Origin of the sequence: Streptomyces sp. SID13031, assembly GCF_010548305.1 — a bacterium.
GTDB lineage: Bacteria > Actinomycetota > Actinomycetes > Propionibacteriales > Kribbellaceae > Kribbella.
The window spans coordinates 1-13,926 of sequence record NZ_JAAGLV010000024.1 but is presented as its reverse complement, the minus strand read 5'-3'; the positions used below and the strand labels follow the sequence as shown (position 1 = coordinate 13,926).

At 68.4% G+C, this 13,926-nt stretch carries 14 protein-coding genes; 9 read left to right on the top strand and 5 right to left on the bottom strand.

The window, feature by feature from the left end; translation table 11 throughout:
• Window positions 1-14 precede the first annotated feature (14 nt).
• Both G3I17_RS34610 and G3I17_RS34605 read left to right on the top strand, forming a co-directional pair.
• On the top strand, window positions 15-1,319 hold the full coding sequence (locus G3I17_RS34610; protein ID WP_164602691.1) for an ABC transporter substrate-binding protein: 1,305 nt from the start codon (window positions 15-17) through the stop codon (window positions 1,317-1,319).
• A gap of 121 nt (window positions 1,320-1,440) precedes the next feature.
• Window positions 1,441-2,841: an alkaline phosphatase PhoX gene (locus tag G3I17_RS34605; RefSeq protein ID WP_164602689.1), complete on the top strand. Its 1,401-nt coding sequence runs from the start codon at window positions 1,441-1,443 to the stop codon at window positions 2,839-2,841.
• Between the two features lie 18 nt (window positions 2,842-2,859).
• Here the strand turns inward: G3I17_RS34605 and G3I17_RS34600 are convergent, their stop codons facing one another.
• From G3I17_RS34600 to G3I17_RS34585, 4 genes are all read right to left on the bottom strand, one after another.
• Complete coding sequence (locus tag G3I17_RS34600; RefSeq protein WP_164602687.1) at window positions 2,860-3,255, bottom strand: YchJ family metal-binding protein; 396 nt, start codon at window positions 3,253-3,255, stop codon at window positions 2,860-2,862.
• A complete protein-coding gene (locus tag G3I17_RS34595) occupies window positions 3,248-3,886 on the bottom strand; it encodes a lysoplasmalogenase (protein ID WP_164602685.1) in 639 nt (212 codons plus the stop codon). The genes G3I17_RS34600 and G3I17_RS34595 overlap by 8 nt, the downstream gene beginning before the upstream one ends.
• Window positions 3,887-3,951: 65 nt before the next feature.
• On the bottom strand, window positions 3,952-4,362 hold the full coding sequence (locus G3I17_RS34590) for a ferritin-like domain-containing protein (RefSeq protein WP_164602682.1): 411 nt from the start codon (window positions 4,360-4,362) through the stop codon (window positions 3,952-3,954).
• Window positions 4,359-4,949: a cell division protein FtsK gene (locus G3I17_RS34585; RefSeq protein WP_164602680.1), complete on the bottom strand. Its 591-nt coding sequence runs from the start codon at window positions 4,947-4,949 to the stop codon at window positions 4,359-4,361. Before G3I17_RS34585 ends, G3I17_RS34590 begins: the two co-directional genes overlap by 4 nt.
• Window positions 4,950-5,098: 149 nt before the next feature.
• Between G3I17_RS34585 and rimP the strand changes: the two genes are divergently transcribed.
• From rimP to truB, 6 genes are all read left to right on the top strand, one after another.
• Window positions 5,099-5,626, top strand: coding sequence for a ribosome maturation factor RimP (rimP, locus tag G3I17_RS34580; protein WP_164602678.1), 528 nt, complete (start codon window positions 5,099-5,101; stop codon window positions 5,624-5,626).
• The gene (nusA, locus tag G3I17_RS34575) at window positions 5,626-6,618 is read left to right on the top strand and encodes a transcription termination factor NusA (RefSeq protein WP_164602676.1); all 993 of its coding nucleotides are present in this window, start codon (window positions 5,626-5,628) and stop codon (window positions 6,616-6,618) included. Before rimP ends, nusA begins: the two co-directional genes overlap by 1 nt.
• Window positions 6,619-6,659: 41 nt before the next feature.
• Entirely contained in the window at window positions 6,660-6,941 is a 282-nt protein-coding gene (locus tag G3I17_RS34570) for a YlxR family protein (protein WP_343238531.1), read from the top strand.
• Between the two features lie 176 nt (window positions 6,942-7,117).
• Window positions 7,118-10,372, top strand: a complete 3,255-nt coding sequence (gene infB / locus G3I17_RS34565; protein WP_164602674.1) for a translation initiation factor IF-2 — start codon at window positions 7,118-7,120, stop codon at window positions 10,370-10,372.
• 120 nt (window positions 10,373-10,492) lie between these two features.
• Window positions 10,493-10,933: a 30S ribosome-binding factor RbfA gene (gene rbfA, locus G3I17_RS34560; RefSeq protein ID WP_164602882.1), complete on the top strand. Its 441-nt coding sequence runs from the start codon at window positions 10,493-10,495 to the stop codon at window positions 10,931-10,933.
• Window positions 10,914-11,858 carry a tRNA pseudouridine(55) synthase TruB gene (gene truB / locus G3I17_RS34555; RefSeq protein WP_164602672.1) on the top strand — a complete coding sequence of 315 codons (945 nt, stop codon included), beginning with the start codon at window positions 10,914-10,916 and terminating at the stop codon, window positions 11,856-11,858. The genes rbfA and truB overlap by 20 nt, the downstream gene beginning before the upstream one ends.
• Before the next feature lie 167 nt (window positions 11,859-12,025).
• On the opposite strand, the gene G3I17_RS34550 is transcribed toward truB, so the two are convergent.
• A complete protein-coding gene (locus G3I17_RS34550) occupies window positions 12,026-12,949 on the bottom strand; it encodes an ATP-binding cassette domain-containing protein (RefSeq protein WP_164602670.1) in 924 nt (307 codons plus the stop codon).
• Between the two features lie 163 nt (window positions 12,950-13,112).
• Between G3I17_RS34550 and G3I17_RS34545 the strand changes: the two genes are divergently transcribed.
• Window positions 13,113-13,556, top strand: a complete 444-nt coding sequence (locus G3I17_RS34545) for a MarR family transcriptional regulator (protein ID WP_164602668.1) — start codon at window positions 13,113-13,115, stop codon at window positions 13,554-13,556.
• Window positions 13,557-13,926 lie beyond the last annotated feature (370 nt).

The following is a 13,926-nucleotide window of genomic DNA, read 5'->3' as shown; positions in this document are numbered from 1 at the left end:
GAGGAGGAAGAGCGATGTACAGAAGTCGCAGGACGGTCGCGGTGGGCCTGGTGGCCGCCGTACTGGCCGTCGCAGGGTGCCGCAACGACGCCCCGGAGACGCAGGAGGGCAGCGAAGGCGTCAAGTTCGACGTCGGCGTCACCAAGGAACCGTGCCCGGCCGCGGTGGACAAGGCCAAGGGATGTATCTACCTCGGCTCGATCTCCGACCTGACCGAGGGCCCGTTCAAGGCGCTCGGCGTGCCGATCACCGAGAGCCAGAAGGCGTTCTGGAAGCGGGTCAACACCGCCGGCGGGATCGGCGGTTACGAGGTCGACGTGACCAAGTTCGTCAAGGACAACAAGTACAACCCGCAGATCCACAACGAGGTGTACTCCGAGATCAAGCCGGACGTGCTCGGCCTGGCCCAGACTCTCGGTTCGCCGACCACCGCGGCCATCCTCGGTGACCTGAAATCGAGCAGCATGGTCGGCGTGCCGGCCTCGTGGACGTCGGCCTGGGCGTTCGAGGACACCATCCTGGAGTCGGGCACGAACTACTGCTTCGAGTCGATGAACTCGGTCGACTTCGGGGCCGAGACGTTGCAGGCCAAGAGCGTGGCCGCGGTGCACTTCCCGGGCGACTACGGCGACGACGCGGCGGCCGGTACGAAGGTCGCGGCCGAGGCGAACGGGATGAAGTTCACCGACATCCCGACCGCGGCCGGCCAGGAGAACCAGGGCGCGGCGATCCAGAAACTGGTCGCAGCCAAGCCCGACCTGGTCATCCTGACCACCGGTCCGACCGAGGCGGCGACCATCGTCGGTGGAGCCGCCCAGGCCGGTTTCAAGGGACAGTTCATCGGCACCAGCCCGACCTGGAACCCGGCGCTGCTGAAGAGCCCGGCCGCTCCCGCGTTGACAGCGCTTTACCGGCAGTCGGGACCGTGGGCGCCGTACGGCACGGACACTCCGGGGCACAAGGCGCTGACCGAGTCGCTGGACCCGGCGACGTTCAAGGCCGCACCCAACGACGGCTACACGGCCGGCTGGGTCTGGTCCTACCCGATGAAGGCGGCGCTGCAGAAGGCCGTCGACTCCAAGGACCTCACCCGGGCCGGGCTGCTGGCGGCGGTGAAGTCGCTGACGACGGTCGACTACGAGGGGATGCTGCCCGCGGAGGCCGGCAAGTTCGGCGGCGAGCCGAACGACCGGGTTTTCCGGCAGAGCATCATCTCCAAGGTGGACCCGGCGGCGCCCACCGGGGTAAAGGTCGAGAAGGACTTCTTCACCGGCAAGACCGCGGCGAAGTACGACTTCAGCAAGCCCTGCTACCAGTAAGGAGCTGACGTCCGGCGCGCGCGGGTCTTTCGAGATCCGCGCGCGCGTTCTCTTGCCGTTCGGGTGCCGTTCACCGTAAGTTCACTGGCGACCACTGCTTGTGCTGACAAGGAGACCGCCCGTGACTGTTGAGAACCCCCTGTCCAGACGCCAGTTCGTCGCTCGCGCGGCCGCGGCGGGTGTTGCCGTCAGTGTTGCCGGGTCGGTGGAAGCTCTGTACACGGCCGAGCCGGCGCTCGGCACGTCCGGCCCGAAGGTCGGCTACGGCCCGCTGCTCCCGGACCCGAAAGGCATGCTCGATCTGCCGAAGGGGTTCAGCTACAGAATCGTCTCGCGGGAAGGGACGGTCCGGCCGGACGGGCTCAAGGTGCCGTCCCGCTTCGACGGCATGGGGACCTTCCCCGACCGGCACGGCGGCAGCCGGCTGGTCCGCAACCACGAGTGCAGCCCGACCGCCCCGATCAAGGTCGTCGCTCCGCCCGAGCGCACCTACGACCCGGGCGGCGCCGGTGGTACGAGCACGCTGGTCGTGGACCGGCACAGCCACGCCACGAAGGAGTACGTCAGCCTCGGCGGGACAGCGATCAACTGCTCCGGCGGCCCGAGCCCCTGGCGCACCTGGCTGACCTGCGAGGAGACCGAGCTCAAGGCCGGAGTCAGCGGTTACACCAAGGACCACGGCTTCATCTTCGAGGTCGACCCGTACGACGACCGCCGCAACCTGCACCCGACGCCGCTCAAGGCGATGGGCCGGTTCCAGCACGAGGCCGTGGCGATCGACCCGTCCAACGGCATCGTCTACGAGACCGAGGACGCCTTCGTCGCACCGCTCGGCGGCTTCTACCGCTTCCTCCCGAACCGCCCCCGCGGTGGCTGGGGGAGTCTGCGGGCCGGCGGCGAGCTCCAGGCCATGCACATCGACGGGCTGCCGGACCTTTCCGTAGTACAGGAGCCCGGTTCGCTCTTCCACAACGTGCAGTGGGTGAAAGTGCCCGACCCGCTGGCCACCACCGAGTCGGTGCGCGCGCAGGACTATGCGAAGCCGATCACCGGCGGCTACAAGCTCGAGGGCTGCTGGTGGGGCGCCCTGGACCGCTGCGTGTACTTCGTCTCGTCGTTCGCCCGGACCGAGCTCGGCCCGAAGGTCAACCACGACGGCCAGGTCTGGAAGTTCGACCCGCGCCGCAAGACGCTGCGCCTCGAAGTGATCTTCACCCGTCCCTCGCCCGGTTCGGACGACCCCGAGTTCGATGCCCCCGACAACATCACGATGTCACCGTACGGCGGCCTGATGATGTGCGAGGACGGCCTCGGCGAGCAGCACATGCTCGGTACCACCGAGGACGGCCAGGTCTTCAAGTTCGCCCGCAACCGGGTCAACAACGGCACCCCCGAAGCCCCGGAGTACGGGGAACTGACCGGCGTCGGCTTCTCCGCCGACGGCCGCACGATGTTCTTCAACATCTACACCCCCGGCCTGACCTTCGCCATCACCGGTCCCTGGCGCCGCCGCCGCCGCTGACCCCCCGGCCAGCCGCGCCTACCGCCCCGGGGCGCGGCTCGCCGGGCCTGTGTAGACCCAGGAGCCGGCCTCTCGGGTGAAGTGGCTGTTCTCTTGCTGGTTACCCGGTTCGCCTTCGGCGATGTAGTTCGCGCGGAACTCGACGGTGCCTTCGGTATGGAAGGGGCTGCCGCCGGTGGTGTTCAGGATCTCCAGGCCGGTCCACTCGATGTCGTCTTCCAGCTGGAGGTCGCGCGGGCGGGTTGCGGAGTACCAGCTGCGAAGGAGATAAGGCGCATCGCGTACTACGAACGCGGTATAGCGCGAGCGCATGAGTCGCTCGGCCGTCGTCGCCGCCGTACGGCCGTCGTGGATGCTTCCGCAGCAGTCGGCGTACGGTGCGGGCAAACCGCACGGGCAAGGGGTTTTAGCCATGCACCGATTGTGAAGGATGCTCCCGCTTCCTGGCGCCCGAGGCCAGCAGGTACTGGCCGGTGGCGTAGGTGGACATCACCAGGGCGCCGCGTCCGGGGAAGTCGCGGCCGGCCAGGCGCATGGCGATGAGCGCGTCGGAGACGAGGAACAGCGCGCCACCGAGCCCACTGCGCGGGCCGTGCCATTTCGAGGCGACAGCGGTTGCCGTCAGCAACAATGCGTAGGCGGCGACCGGTACTCGTTGCGACCCGAGATCGCGCGACAGTAGCGCGATCAGCGCCGCCCACAACGCGCCGTACGCCGCCAGTACCCGCCACGACCGCTCGCCCGGCTTGGACAGATACACCGCGAGGTAGCAAGCATGGGCTGCGGCGAACGCGGCAATGCCAGCTAGTTGCAGATCGGTCTCCAGTAGCAGATCGCCGGCCGCCGACGCGAGCAGAGCAGCCTGGATCAGCGGGGGGATGTCGTCCTGCGCCCGCGTCCACGACAGCAGCAACGGCATCAACGTCACCTTGCTGGCCTGCTTCAGCACTTTGATGTCAAAGGCAACAGCAGCCACCTGTACGACGGTCGCACCCCAGTACGCCGCCAACCGCCGCCGCCCACGAGCCAGCTCTCCCAGCCTCATGCCCGGCAGTCTCCAGTACTCCGGTGTCCACCAACCGGCGCCCGAGCTAACCCTTGGTGACGGAGTCAGACCGCGCCGGGGAAAGCAACCGGCGCGCTGCCCCAGCTGACTTGCGCCGACGAGGTGGTGAGCAGGTTCTGGATCGCCAGGGCGCGTACCGGCGCTTCCTCGGCGTTTTCGACCAGGTCGCCGTAGACGGCGGCCAGGCGGCGCTCGATCACCAGGATCAGGCTTGCCGCGGTCTGCGCGGTCGTCACAGCCATCGGCAGGTCGTACGCCGGTTCGGCTGCGACCGGAGTCTCCCCGGCCGCGGTGAGCAGGTCGGCGAGCTTGTCGCGTTGCCTGCGGTGCTGTTCGTAGAGCTCGTTGGCCGCCTGGAACTTGGCCCCGCTCAGCTTGCCGCCCGCCACGCCGACGCCGTACAGGGCGGCGTGCTCGCCGGCCAGGGCTGCCTGGAGCGCCTCAACCTGGGTCACCGGGCAGCCTGCTTCTTCTTGACGGTAAAGGAGGCGGCCAGTTGGGTCTCGGAGGCGGCGACCATCGCGAGGAGGCGCGCGTTCGTCCCTGACAGCTTCGCGGCGGCGGTCGCGTGTGCGACGGACAGCTTCTGCTCGCGCGTCGCCAGGTCTGCCAGCGCGGCGGCGGATCCCTGCGGCAGCGGTGGCAGTTGGGCGACGGTCGCCGGCGCGGCCCCGGATACCTCGTTGAGTTTCGCCAGATGCTGAGCGTGGTACTTCGCAGCGGTCGCGAACTGAGCAGCCAACGCGGGGTAGCGCTTGCCGGCCGCCGTGAGCCGCTGGGCGACCTGAGCCACCTGGCCGGCGGCGGTCGACATGGCGGCCACCACGGCCGGGTCGGTGCTCGGCTCGGGCTGCTTGGTGCCGTCCGGACCCTTCGTACCGCCGCTCTGGGTGCCGCCTCCAGCCGCAGGGCCGTCCGGGTCGTCTTTGCAGCCCGCGAGCAGGGCCGCAGTACCGGCGGACAGGGCAGCCGTCCGCAGGGTTGTCCGGCGGGAGACCAGCGCTGCCGTCCAGCGAGTGAGGGGCTCAGGATCGTTCGGCATAGGCCGAAACCCTAACCCGAACCCAGGTATGTGCTCAGCCACTCCGGCGGGCCGGATATGATGGCCCACTGCCCTCGGTTGGAACGCCGGGGCCGCACTGCGCCACAAAAACGGGGTGCACACAACTGGAGAGAGAGGCAGGTCTACCTGTGAGCCGAAGAATTGACCACACGGACCCTGAGAGCCTCGAAAAGTTCCTGCGCCCGATCGTCGAGCAGTTCGGTTGCGACCTGGAGGTCGCCGAAGTCACGCCGATCGGCAAGCGGCGACTGCTCCGGGTACTGGTGGACCGCGACAGCGGTATCAACCTGGACGACGTCGCCGAGGTGACCCGGGCCATTTCCAAGGCGCTCGACGCCGACGAGGTGATGGGGAACGGCGCGTACACGCTGGAGGTGTCGAGCCCTGGCGTCGACCGGCCGCTCACGCTGCCGCGGCACTGGCGCCGCAACATCTCCCGCCTGGTCGAGGTCACCCTGGTGGCCGGTGGCAAGGTGACGGGCCGGATCACGGCCGCCACCGACGAGGCCGCCGAGCTGGACGTCAAGGGACGCCCGCGGACGATCGCGTACGGCGATGTGACGAAGGCCAAGATCCAGATCGAGTTCAACCGGCCCGCCGGCACCGACGAACCTGAACCAGAATCCGCCGCTGACGGCGCGGTAGAGGAGAACTGATGGATATCGACATGGCCGTCCTGCGATCCCTGGAACGCGAGAAGGACATCGCTTTCGAGATCGTGGTGGAGGCGATCGAGCAGGCCCTGCTGGTGGCCTACCACCGGACCGAGGGCGCGCAGCAGCAGGCCCGGGTCGAGCTTGACCGCAAGAGCGGGCACGTGACTGTGCACGCCAAGGAGATCGCCGAGGACGGCACGGTCGCGCGCGAGTTCGACGACACCCCCGCCGACTTCGGCCGGATCGCCGCCACCACGGCCAAGCAGGTCATCCTGCAGCGGCTGCGCGACGCCGAGGACGAGGTCCGGTACGGCGAGTTCGCGGGCAAGGAAGGCGACATCCTGTCGGGCATCGTCCAGCAGGGCCGCGACCCGCGATCGGTGATGATCGACCTGGGCAAGATCGAGGCCGTACTGCCGGCGCCGGAGCAGGTGCCCGGGGAGAAGTACGAGCACGGCTCCCGGCTGCGGGTCTACGTGGTCGGCGTCCGCAAGGGCTTCAAGGGCCCGCAGATCACCGTCTCCCGGACGCACCCGAACCTGGTCAAGAAGCTGTTCGCGCTCGAGGTGCCGGAGATCGCCGACGGCACCGTCGAGATCACCGCGATCGCGCGCGAGGCCGGGCACCGGACCAAGGTCGCCGTCCGGACGCTGAACCCGTCCGTGAACGGCAAGGGCGCCTGTATCGGCCCGATGGGCCAGCGGGTGCGCAACATCATGCACGAGCTGCACGGCGAGAAGATCGACATCATCGATCACAGCGACGACCCGGCGACCTTCGTCGGGAATGCGCTTTCGCCCGCGCAGGTCTCCTCGGTAGAGGTCGTGGACGCGGCGGCCCGCGCCGCGCGGGTCGTCGTACCGGACTATCAGCTGTCGCTCGCGATCGGCAAGGAAGGGCAGAACGCCCGCCTGGCGGCCCGGCTGACCGGGTGGCGGATCGACATCAGACCGGATACGGATGTGACTCGTGGGGACGAGAAGGTAGACTGATCTCTCGGTCGGTCGACTGAGTCGTCACCACACCCTGAGGAATTGCGATCCAAACTGCAGAAGCGCGCTCTGAGAAGGTTCAGCAGCGCACCTGTATCGGGTGTCGGAAACGAGACAGCCCGTCCGGCTTGTTGCGGATGACGGTGTCCGGAGGACTTGTCCTCCCGGATCCCGCGCATCGGGCACCCGGCCGTGGGGCGCATCTGCACCCGGTGACCGAGTGTCTCGACCTCGCCGAGCGGCGAAAAGCGTTTCCGCGGGCCTTCAAGGTCCCGGGTCCGCTTGATCTGACGCTCGTGCGGGCACAGGTCGAGCAGCAGTAATGAGTTGCTTCAAGAAGAGCGGCCGCCTGGCCGCCCATGGTGAAAACCGTGAAGACATGAAGGCGGGTCATCGACTCATGACCACTCGATGAGTGTCGAACGATGAGTGCAATGCGATGAGCATGTACGTCAACTAACGGTCCGCGGCCCCCCAGGCTCGGACCAGAGGGAGAGTAGTGGCAAAGGTCCGAGTCTACGAGCTCGCGAAAGAGCTCGGAGTTACCAGCAAGGTCGTCCTGACCAGGCTGAACGACATGGGAGAGTTCGTCCGATCGGCGTCCTCGACGATCGAGGCACCCGTCGTCCGACGGTTGGCGGAAGAGTTCGAGAAGAACCCGCCGAAGAAGCGCGCGGCCAAGACGGCCGCCGCCAGCACCTCAGCAGCGCCGCAGGCGACCGCACCGGTCACCCCGGCCACTCCGCAGGCTCCGGCCGCGGAGACCAGCGCACCGGCCGCAGCGCCGGTACCGGCAGCTCCGGTCAAGGCTGAGCCCACGGTGGTCGAGACCGCCGCGAGCGCAGGCACGTCCGGCGCCGAGGTCACCGAGACGGCTGCCCCGAGCAGCCCGGCCCCGGTCGCCAGCAGCCCGGCTCCGGTCAGCTCCGCCCCGGCGAGCCCCGCGACGCCGGCTCCGGCCCGTCCGGGACCGCGTCCCGGCCCGAAGCCTGGTCCGCGCGTCGAAACCCCTGCCCCCGTTGCCACGCCGGCGTTCGAGGCTCCCGCGGCGAAGGCCGCCGAGGCCCCGGCCGCTCCGGCTCCGGCAGCAGAGGCACCGGTAGTACAGGCTCCGCAGACGCCCGAGGTTCAGGCTCCGGCCGCCTCCGAGGCGCCTTCGGCTCCGGCTCAGCGTCCCGGCCCGTCCGCTCCGCGTCCTGCGGGCGATTCGCCCCGTCCGGGTGGCTCGGCCCGTCCGAGTACTCCGGGTGGTGCTCCGCGTCCTGGTGGCGCGCCGCGTCCGGGTGCACCCCGTCCGGGTGGCGCTCCGCGTCCGGGAGCTCCCGGTGGCGATCGTGCCGCCGGTGGCCGTCCGGGTGCACCGCGTCCGGGCAACAACCCCTTCAGCTCGACCCAGGGCATGCAGCGCGGTGGCGCACGTCCGGGTCCGGGTGGCGCTCCGGCGGCCCCGGCCCAGGGTGGCAGCGGTAGCCCGGCAGGTATGCCGCCGAGGCCGGCGCAGGCCCGTAGCGGCGGTTCCGACCGTCCGCGTCCGTCAGGTGGCGGAGTTCCGGGCGCACCGCGTCCGAACCCGGCAATGATGCCGAAGTCTTCAGCCGGTACGTTCACCGGCCGCCCGTCAGGTCCTGGCGGCGGTTCTGGTGGTCCCGGTGGTGCACGCGGCGGCTCCGGTGGTCCCGGTGGCGCTCGCGGCGGTCCCGGTGGCGCTCCGCGTCCCGGTGGCGGCGGCGGTGGCGGTGGCGGTTTCCGTCCGGGTGGTGGCCCCAGCGGTCCCCCCGGTGGTGGCGGCGGCGGTCGTCCGGGCCCGGGCAACCGGGGCCGTGGCGGAACACAGGGTGCCTTCGGGCGTCCGGGTGGTCCGGCCCGTCGTGGTCGCAAGTCCAAGCGCGCCAAGCGCCAGGAATTCGACAACATGCAGGCTCCGGCCGTCGGCGGCGTGCGCGTCAAGCACGGTGACGGCGAGGTCGTGAAGCTTGCTCGTGGCTCGTCGCTGACGGACTTCGCCGAGAAGGTCGGTATCGACCCGGCGGCGCTGGTCCAGGTGCTGTTCCACCTCGGTGAGATGGTGACCGCGACCGAGTCCGTCAACGAAGAGACGCTCGAGGTGCTCGGCACCGAGCTGAACTACGACATCCAGGTCGTGTCCCCGGAAGACGAGGACCGCGAGCTGCTCGAGTCGTTCAGCATCGACTTCGGCACCGACGACGGTGGCGAAGCGGACCTGGCGGCCCGTCCGCCGGTCGTGACCGTGATGGGTCACGTCGACCACGGTAAGACGAAGCTGCTGGACGCGATCCGGCACGCGAACGTCGTGGCCAAGGAAGCCGGTGGCATCACCCAGCACATCGGTGCCTACCAGGTCACCACGGAGGTGGACGGCAAGGAGCGCGCCATCACCTTCGTCGACACCCCGGGTCACGAGGCGTTCACCGCCATGCGTGCTCGTGGTGCGCAGGCCACCGACATCGTCATCCTGGTGGTAGCGGCCGACGACGGCGTGATGCCGCAGACGATCGAGGCACTGAACCACGCCCGGGCGGCGAACGTCCCGATCGTGGTCGCGGTGAACAAGATCGACGTGCCGAACGCCGACCCGGTCAAGGTGCGCGGTCAGCTGACCGAGTACGGCCTGGTCCCCGAGGAGTACGGCGGCGACACGATGTTCATCGACGTCTCCGCGAAGGCGCGACTGAACATCGACGGCCTGCTCGAGGGCGTCGTCCTGACCGCCGACGCTTCGCTGGATCTCCGGGCCAACCCGGATCAGCCGGCGCAGGGTCTGGCGATCGAGGCGCACCTGGACAAGGGCCGTGGCCCCGTCGCGACCGTGCTGGTCCAGCGCGGAACGCTGCGGGTCGGCGACTCGATGGTCGCGGGTCCGGCGTACGGCCGGGTCCGGGCGATGCTCGACGAGCACGGCAACAACGTCACCGAGGCGCTGCCGTCGCGACCGGTCCTGGTTCAGGGTCTGTCCGGCGTACCGGGAGCCGGCGACAACTTCCTCGTTGTCGACGACGACCGGATGGCCCGCCAGATCGCTGAGAAGCGGGAAGCGCGAGCCCGTGCGGCCTCGAACGCCAAGCGCCGCGTGCGTCGTACGCTCGAGGACTTCATGGCCTCCATGGAGAAGGGCGAGAGCCAGGAGCTCCTGCTCATCCTCAAGGGCGACGTGTCCGGTTCGGTGGAAGCACTCGAGGACGCACTGGTGCGGATCGAGGTCGGCGACGAGGTCAACCTCCGCGTCATCGACCGCGGCGTCGGTGCGATCAACGAGAACGACATCAACCTGGCTATCGCGTCGAACGCCGTCATCATCGGCTTCAACGTGCGGCCGGCCGGCAAGGCCGGGGACCTGGCCGAGCGCGAGGGCGTGGATGTCCGGTTCTACTCGGTCATCTACTCGGCGATCGACGACATCGAGGCTGCCCTGAAGGGCATGCTCAAGCCGATCTACGAGGAGTTCAAGCTCGGTACGGCGGAGATCCGCGAGATCTTCCGCTCCTCGAAGGTCGGAAACATCGCCGGTTGCTGGGTCACCAGTGGCGTCATCAAGCGCAACGCCAAGGTGCGGCTCATCCGCGACGGTGTCGTGGTGGTCGAGAACGGCGACCTGTCGTCGCTCAAGCGGTTCAAGGACGACGCGTCCGAGGTCCGCGAGGGCTTCGAGTGTGGTCTGACCGTGCAGAACTACAACGACATCAAGCTCGGCGATGTCGTCGAGGCGTTCGAACTGCGGGAGAAGCCGCGCAGCTGATCTGCCCGTCGTTGGGCACAGCATTGAGGCACTAGTAACGTCCGGGGTGACGGGTTTCGCTACCGTCACCCCGGACGTTACGCATGATGGACGTCAAGCAGGACACAGAAGGAGTGAGCCCTGATGGGCCAAGCAAGGGCGAAGCAGTTGGCCGACCGGATCCAGGTCCTGGTCGCGGAGTTGCTCGAGCGCCGGATCAAGGACCCGCGGCTCGGCTTCGTCACCGTGACGGACGCCAAGCTGACCGCCGATCTGGGCGAGGCGAGCGTCTTCTACACGGTGTACGGCGGTGAGCAGGACCGCGTCTCCAGCGCGGCCGCGCTGGAGTCGGCCCGTGGGCTGATCCGCAGCGAGGTCGGCAAGGCCCTCGGCCTGCGCCGGGCCCCGACCCTGGCGTTCTACCTGGACGCGGTCCCGGAGACCGCCGGCCAGATCGAAGAGCTGCTGGCAAAGGCCCGCCAGGCCGACGCCGAGGTAGCCAAGTCCGCCGCCGGCGCCAAGCCGGCCGGCGACGCAGACCCGTACAAGCGCCGCGAGGACGATGACTCCGACGACGAGTGACGCGGTCGACGTGACTGTCGACTCTGTTGCCTTTGATGCCTCGACTGCCGATGGAATCGTCATCGTGGACAAGCCGGCGGGGCTGACCTCGCACACGGTGGTCGCTCGCGTCCGGCGGTTGGCAGGCACGCGCAAGGTGGGTCACGCGGGCACGCTGGACCCGATGGCCACCGGCGTACTGGTGGTCGGACTCAACCGGGCCACGCGCCTGCTGGGTCATCTCCAGTTGGCAGACAAGTCGTACGACGCGACCATCCTCCTCGGCGCCACGTCCTCCACGGACGACGCCGAGGGGGAGATCGAGCCGACGGCGTCTCCCGCTGCCCTGGCCGAGGTAACCGCCGAGGCGATCGAAACCGCCGTCGCCGCCTACCGCGGCCCGATCTCCCAGATCCCGTCGAAGGTCTCGGCGATCAAAGTCGACGGCAAACGCGCCTACGAACGCGTCCGAGCCGGCGAAGAAGTCACCCTGAAGGCCCGCAACGTAACGATCAGCCGGTACGACGTACTAGACGTCCGGGCTGTCGACGGCGGCATCGAGGTCGACATCTCCGTCGACTGCTCCAGCGGCACCTACATCCGAGCCCTGGCCCGCGACCTAGGCGCCGACCTGGAGGTCGGCGGCCACCTCACAGCCCTCCGCCGAACCCGCGTAGGCGCCTTCGACATCTCATCGGCCCACACTCTCGAGTCCCTGGGGGAGTCCTTCGTCATGCTCCCCATCGCAGACGTCGCCGCGGACACCTTCCCCCGCTTCGACGCCGACGAAGACCAGGCCACCGCCATCCGCACCGGCCGCCCCCTCCCCGGCCTAAAGCTGACCCCCGACCAGCAAACCGCCATGTTCGCCCCCGACGGCACCTTCCTAGCCTTGTACGAACCCCACGGCCCCCTAGCCAAACCCACCGCCGTCTTCGTCAGCTAGTACTTCCTTCCGACCCGTCCAGCTCCACTCGCTACGCTCCCTCCGCCGCCCGCTCCCGCCCACCCCTGGTCGCGCGACCTCCTCCGTCGCCCGCTTAGCGACTGCAGCCGTGTCGCGGGCTGCTCGGATTTGCCATATGTACCTGCGGTCGTCACGGTGTAGATCGATCAATGAGACGGTGTTGATCTGGACGTCGATTGACTCTCTGCCTCGGCCGGGGGAATTGCGTCAGGCGCCCGGGGCGGGTCGAGGAGTTCGATGCCGATGGCCACGACGCCGAGGGCTTCGCGTTCGGGTGGGTAGATCTGGCGGATGTTGGCGAGTTGCTCTTCGCGGGTGGCCAATGGGTTGACCGATGCCACGGACTCGCGGTCGAACATTGCATCGAAGTCGGCGTAGCGAGTGACGCGGGTGACGCGGGTGACGCGGGTGAGGAGCTGGTCGCCTTGGCAGCGGAACCGGATCAGCGATCCTTCCTTGATGTTCTTGCGGCTGGAGTCGTTGACCCGTATCTCGGTGGTCTTCCGACCGTTGGCGATCAGATCGAAGTAGCGCTTGTAGATGCCCACGGCCAGTCCGCGGAGCAGGCCGCGGATCCAGCGGATGCCTTCCGGGTCGAGGCCGTTGACCGGCTCGTCCAGCATGATCGTCGCCGGATCGCCCAACAGGGCGACGGCGATTCCGAGTCGCTGGCCCATGCCGAGTGAGAACTGGCCCGCGCGTTTGCCCGCGACGTCGGTCAGCCCGACTTGCTCGATCACCTCGTCCACCCGCTGCGCCTTGATCCCAGTGGTTGCGGCGAGCGCCAGGAGATGATTGCGGGCACTGCGGCTGCCGTGCATCGACCGCGCTTCGAGCAAAGCGCCGATCGCGCGCATCGGAGCCCTGTGGTCGGCGTACGACTTCCCGTCGACCAGGGCCGTTCCTGCCGTCGGCGCGTCCAGGCCGAGGATCATCCGCAGGGTCGTCGACTTGCCTGCACCGTTCGGCCCCAGGAAGCCGGTCACCTTCCCTGGCTGCACGGTGAAGGTGAGGTCGTCGACGGCCACCCGGTCGCCGTACCTCTTCGTCAGTCCTGCTACTTCGATCATCTACTGCTCTCCCGTCGATCGGTCCTGCCCTCGACGCTAGAGCCGCCGGGCGCTTCACCCATCGAGCGATGTGATGAGCCTGCGCCGGCGCGAGTCATCCCTGAGGTGGAGAACTCGCAGCCTAGCGAATATAGTTGAGCAGCTCAAGTAGTATGATCGGCTGATGGAGAACCTCGAGCTGAATGCCGTCCTGGTCGAACAACTGCTCGGGCTGAATTCCCTGGTCACCGCGATGACCAAGGAAGTCGTCGAGAAGGAGGGCCTGAACGAATCGCAGGCCAACCTGCTGTGGCTCATCGACCCACAGGCGGATCCGGTGCCCCTGCGAGAACTGGCCCTCCGGCTGCAGTGCGACCCGTCGAACGTCACCTTGCTCAGCGCGAAACTCGAGGAGAAGGGTCTCGCCAAGCGAGCGCCCCATCCCCAGGACGGAAGAGTCCGCACCCTCGTCCTGACCAGAGCAGGCAAGCGATCCAGGGACCGCCTCCTCGCCGGCGCCTACGCGCGCTCCCCGTTCACCGCCCTCGGAGACCGCGAACAGCAACAACTACACCGCCTACTGGCCAAGGTCCTCGAATCCCGGACCACGGCCCGCGCAGCCGGATAGACGACCGGCTACGCTCGCCCTCGGTCCGGCTATGGCACTGCGATTACCTGTTGGGTAATGGCCTTTGAACACGCGGATCGGCATCTGCCTCGACGATGATCTGCAGTGTCCCGACCGACAGGACATAGTGCCTTTACCGCTGCCGGCCGCAGCCCTTCGTGAGCGTGGTGGCCGGCCGAACGGCCGACTATGTCCTGTCGCTCGGGACAGCCAGCCGAGCTAGGAACCCTTTGAGGGAAGGGCTTAGGTGGAAACAAACTTGCACCTGGCGACCCTGGTGTCAGGGGATTGTCGCAACGCCTTTCAGAGTTGGAGGGCTGTTGTGGGGAGATCGAAGTTGTCGCCGGAGCGTCGGCGGTTGGTGCTGGAC

What these genes read in the sequence shown, in the direction of transcription:
- G3I17_RS34610 (WP_164602691.1), top strand. Translation starts at nt 15, where the DNA reads ATGTACAGAAGTCGCAGGACGGTCGCGGTGGGCCTGGTGGCCGCCGTA.
- G3I17_RS34600 (WP_164602687.1), bottom strand. Translation starts at nt 3,255, where the DNA reads ATGGCTAAAACCCCTTGCCCGTGCGGTTTGCCCGCACCGTACGCCGAC.
- G3I17_RS34595 (WP_164602685.1), bottom strand. Translation starts at nt 3,886, where the DNA reads ATGAGGCTGGGAGAGCTGGCTCGTGGGCGGCGGCGGTTGGCGGCGTAC.
- G3I17_RS34585 (WP_164602680.1), bottom strand. Translation starts at nt 4,949, where the DNA reads ATGCCGAACGATCCTGAGCCCCTCACTCGCTGGACGGCAGCGCTGGTC.
- nusA (WP_164602676.1), top strand. Translation starts at nt 5,626, where the DNA reads ATGGATATCGACATGGCCGTCCTGCGATCCCTGGAACGCGAGAAGGAC.
- truB (WP_164602672.1), top strand. Translation starts at nt 10,914, where the DNA reads ATGACTCCGACGACGAGTGACGCGGTCGACGTGACTGTCGACTCTGTT.
- G3I17_RS34550 (WP_164602670.1), bottom strand. Translation starts at nt 12,949, where the DNA reads ATGATCGAAGTAGCAGGACTGACGAAGAGGTACGGCGACCGGGTGGCC.
- G3I17_RS34545 (WP_164602668.1), top strand. Translation starts at nt 13,113, where the DNA reads ATGGAGAACCTCGAGCTGAATGCCGTCCTGGTCGAACAACTGCTCGGG.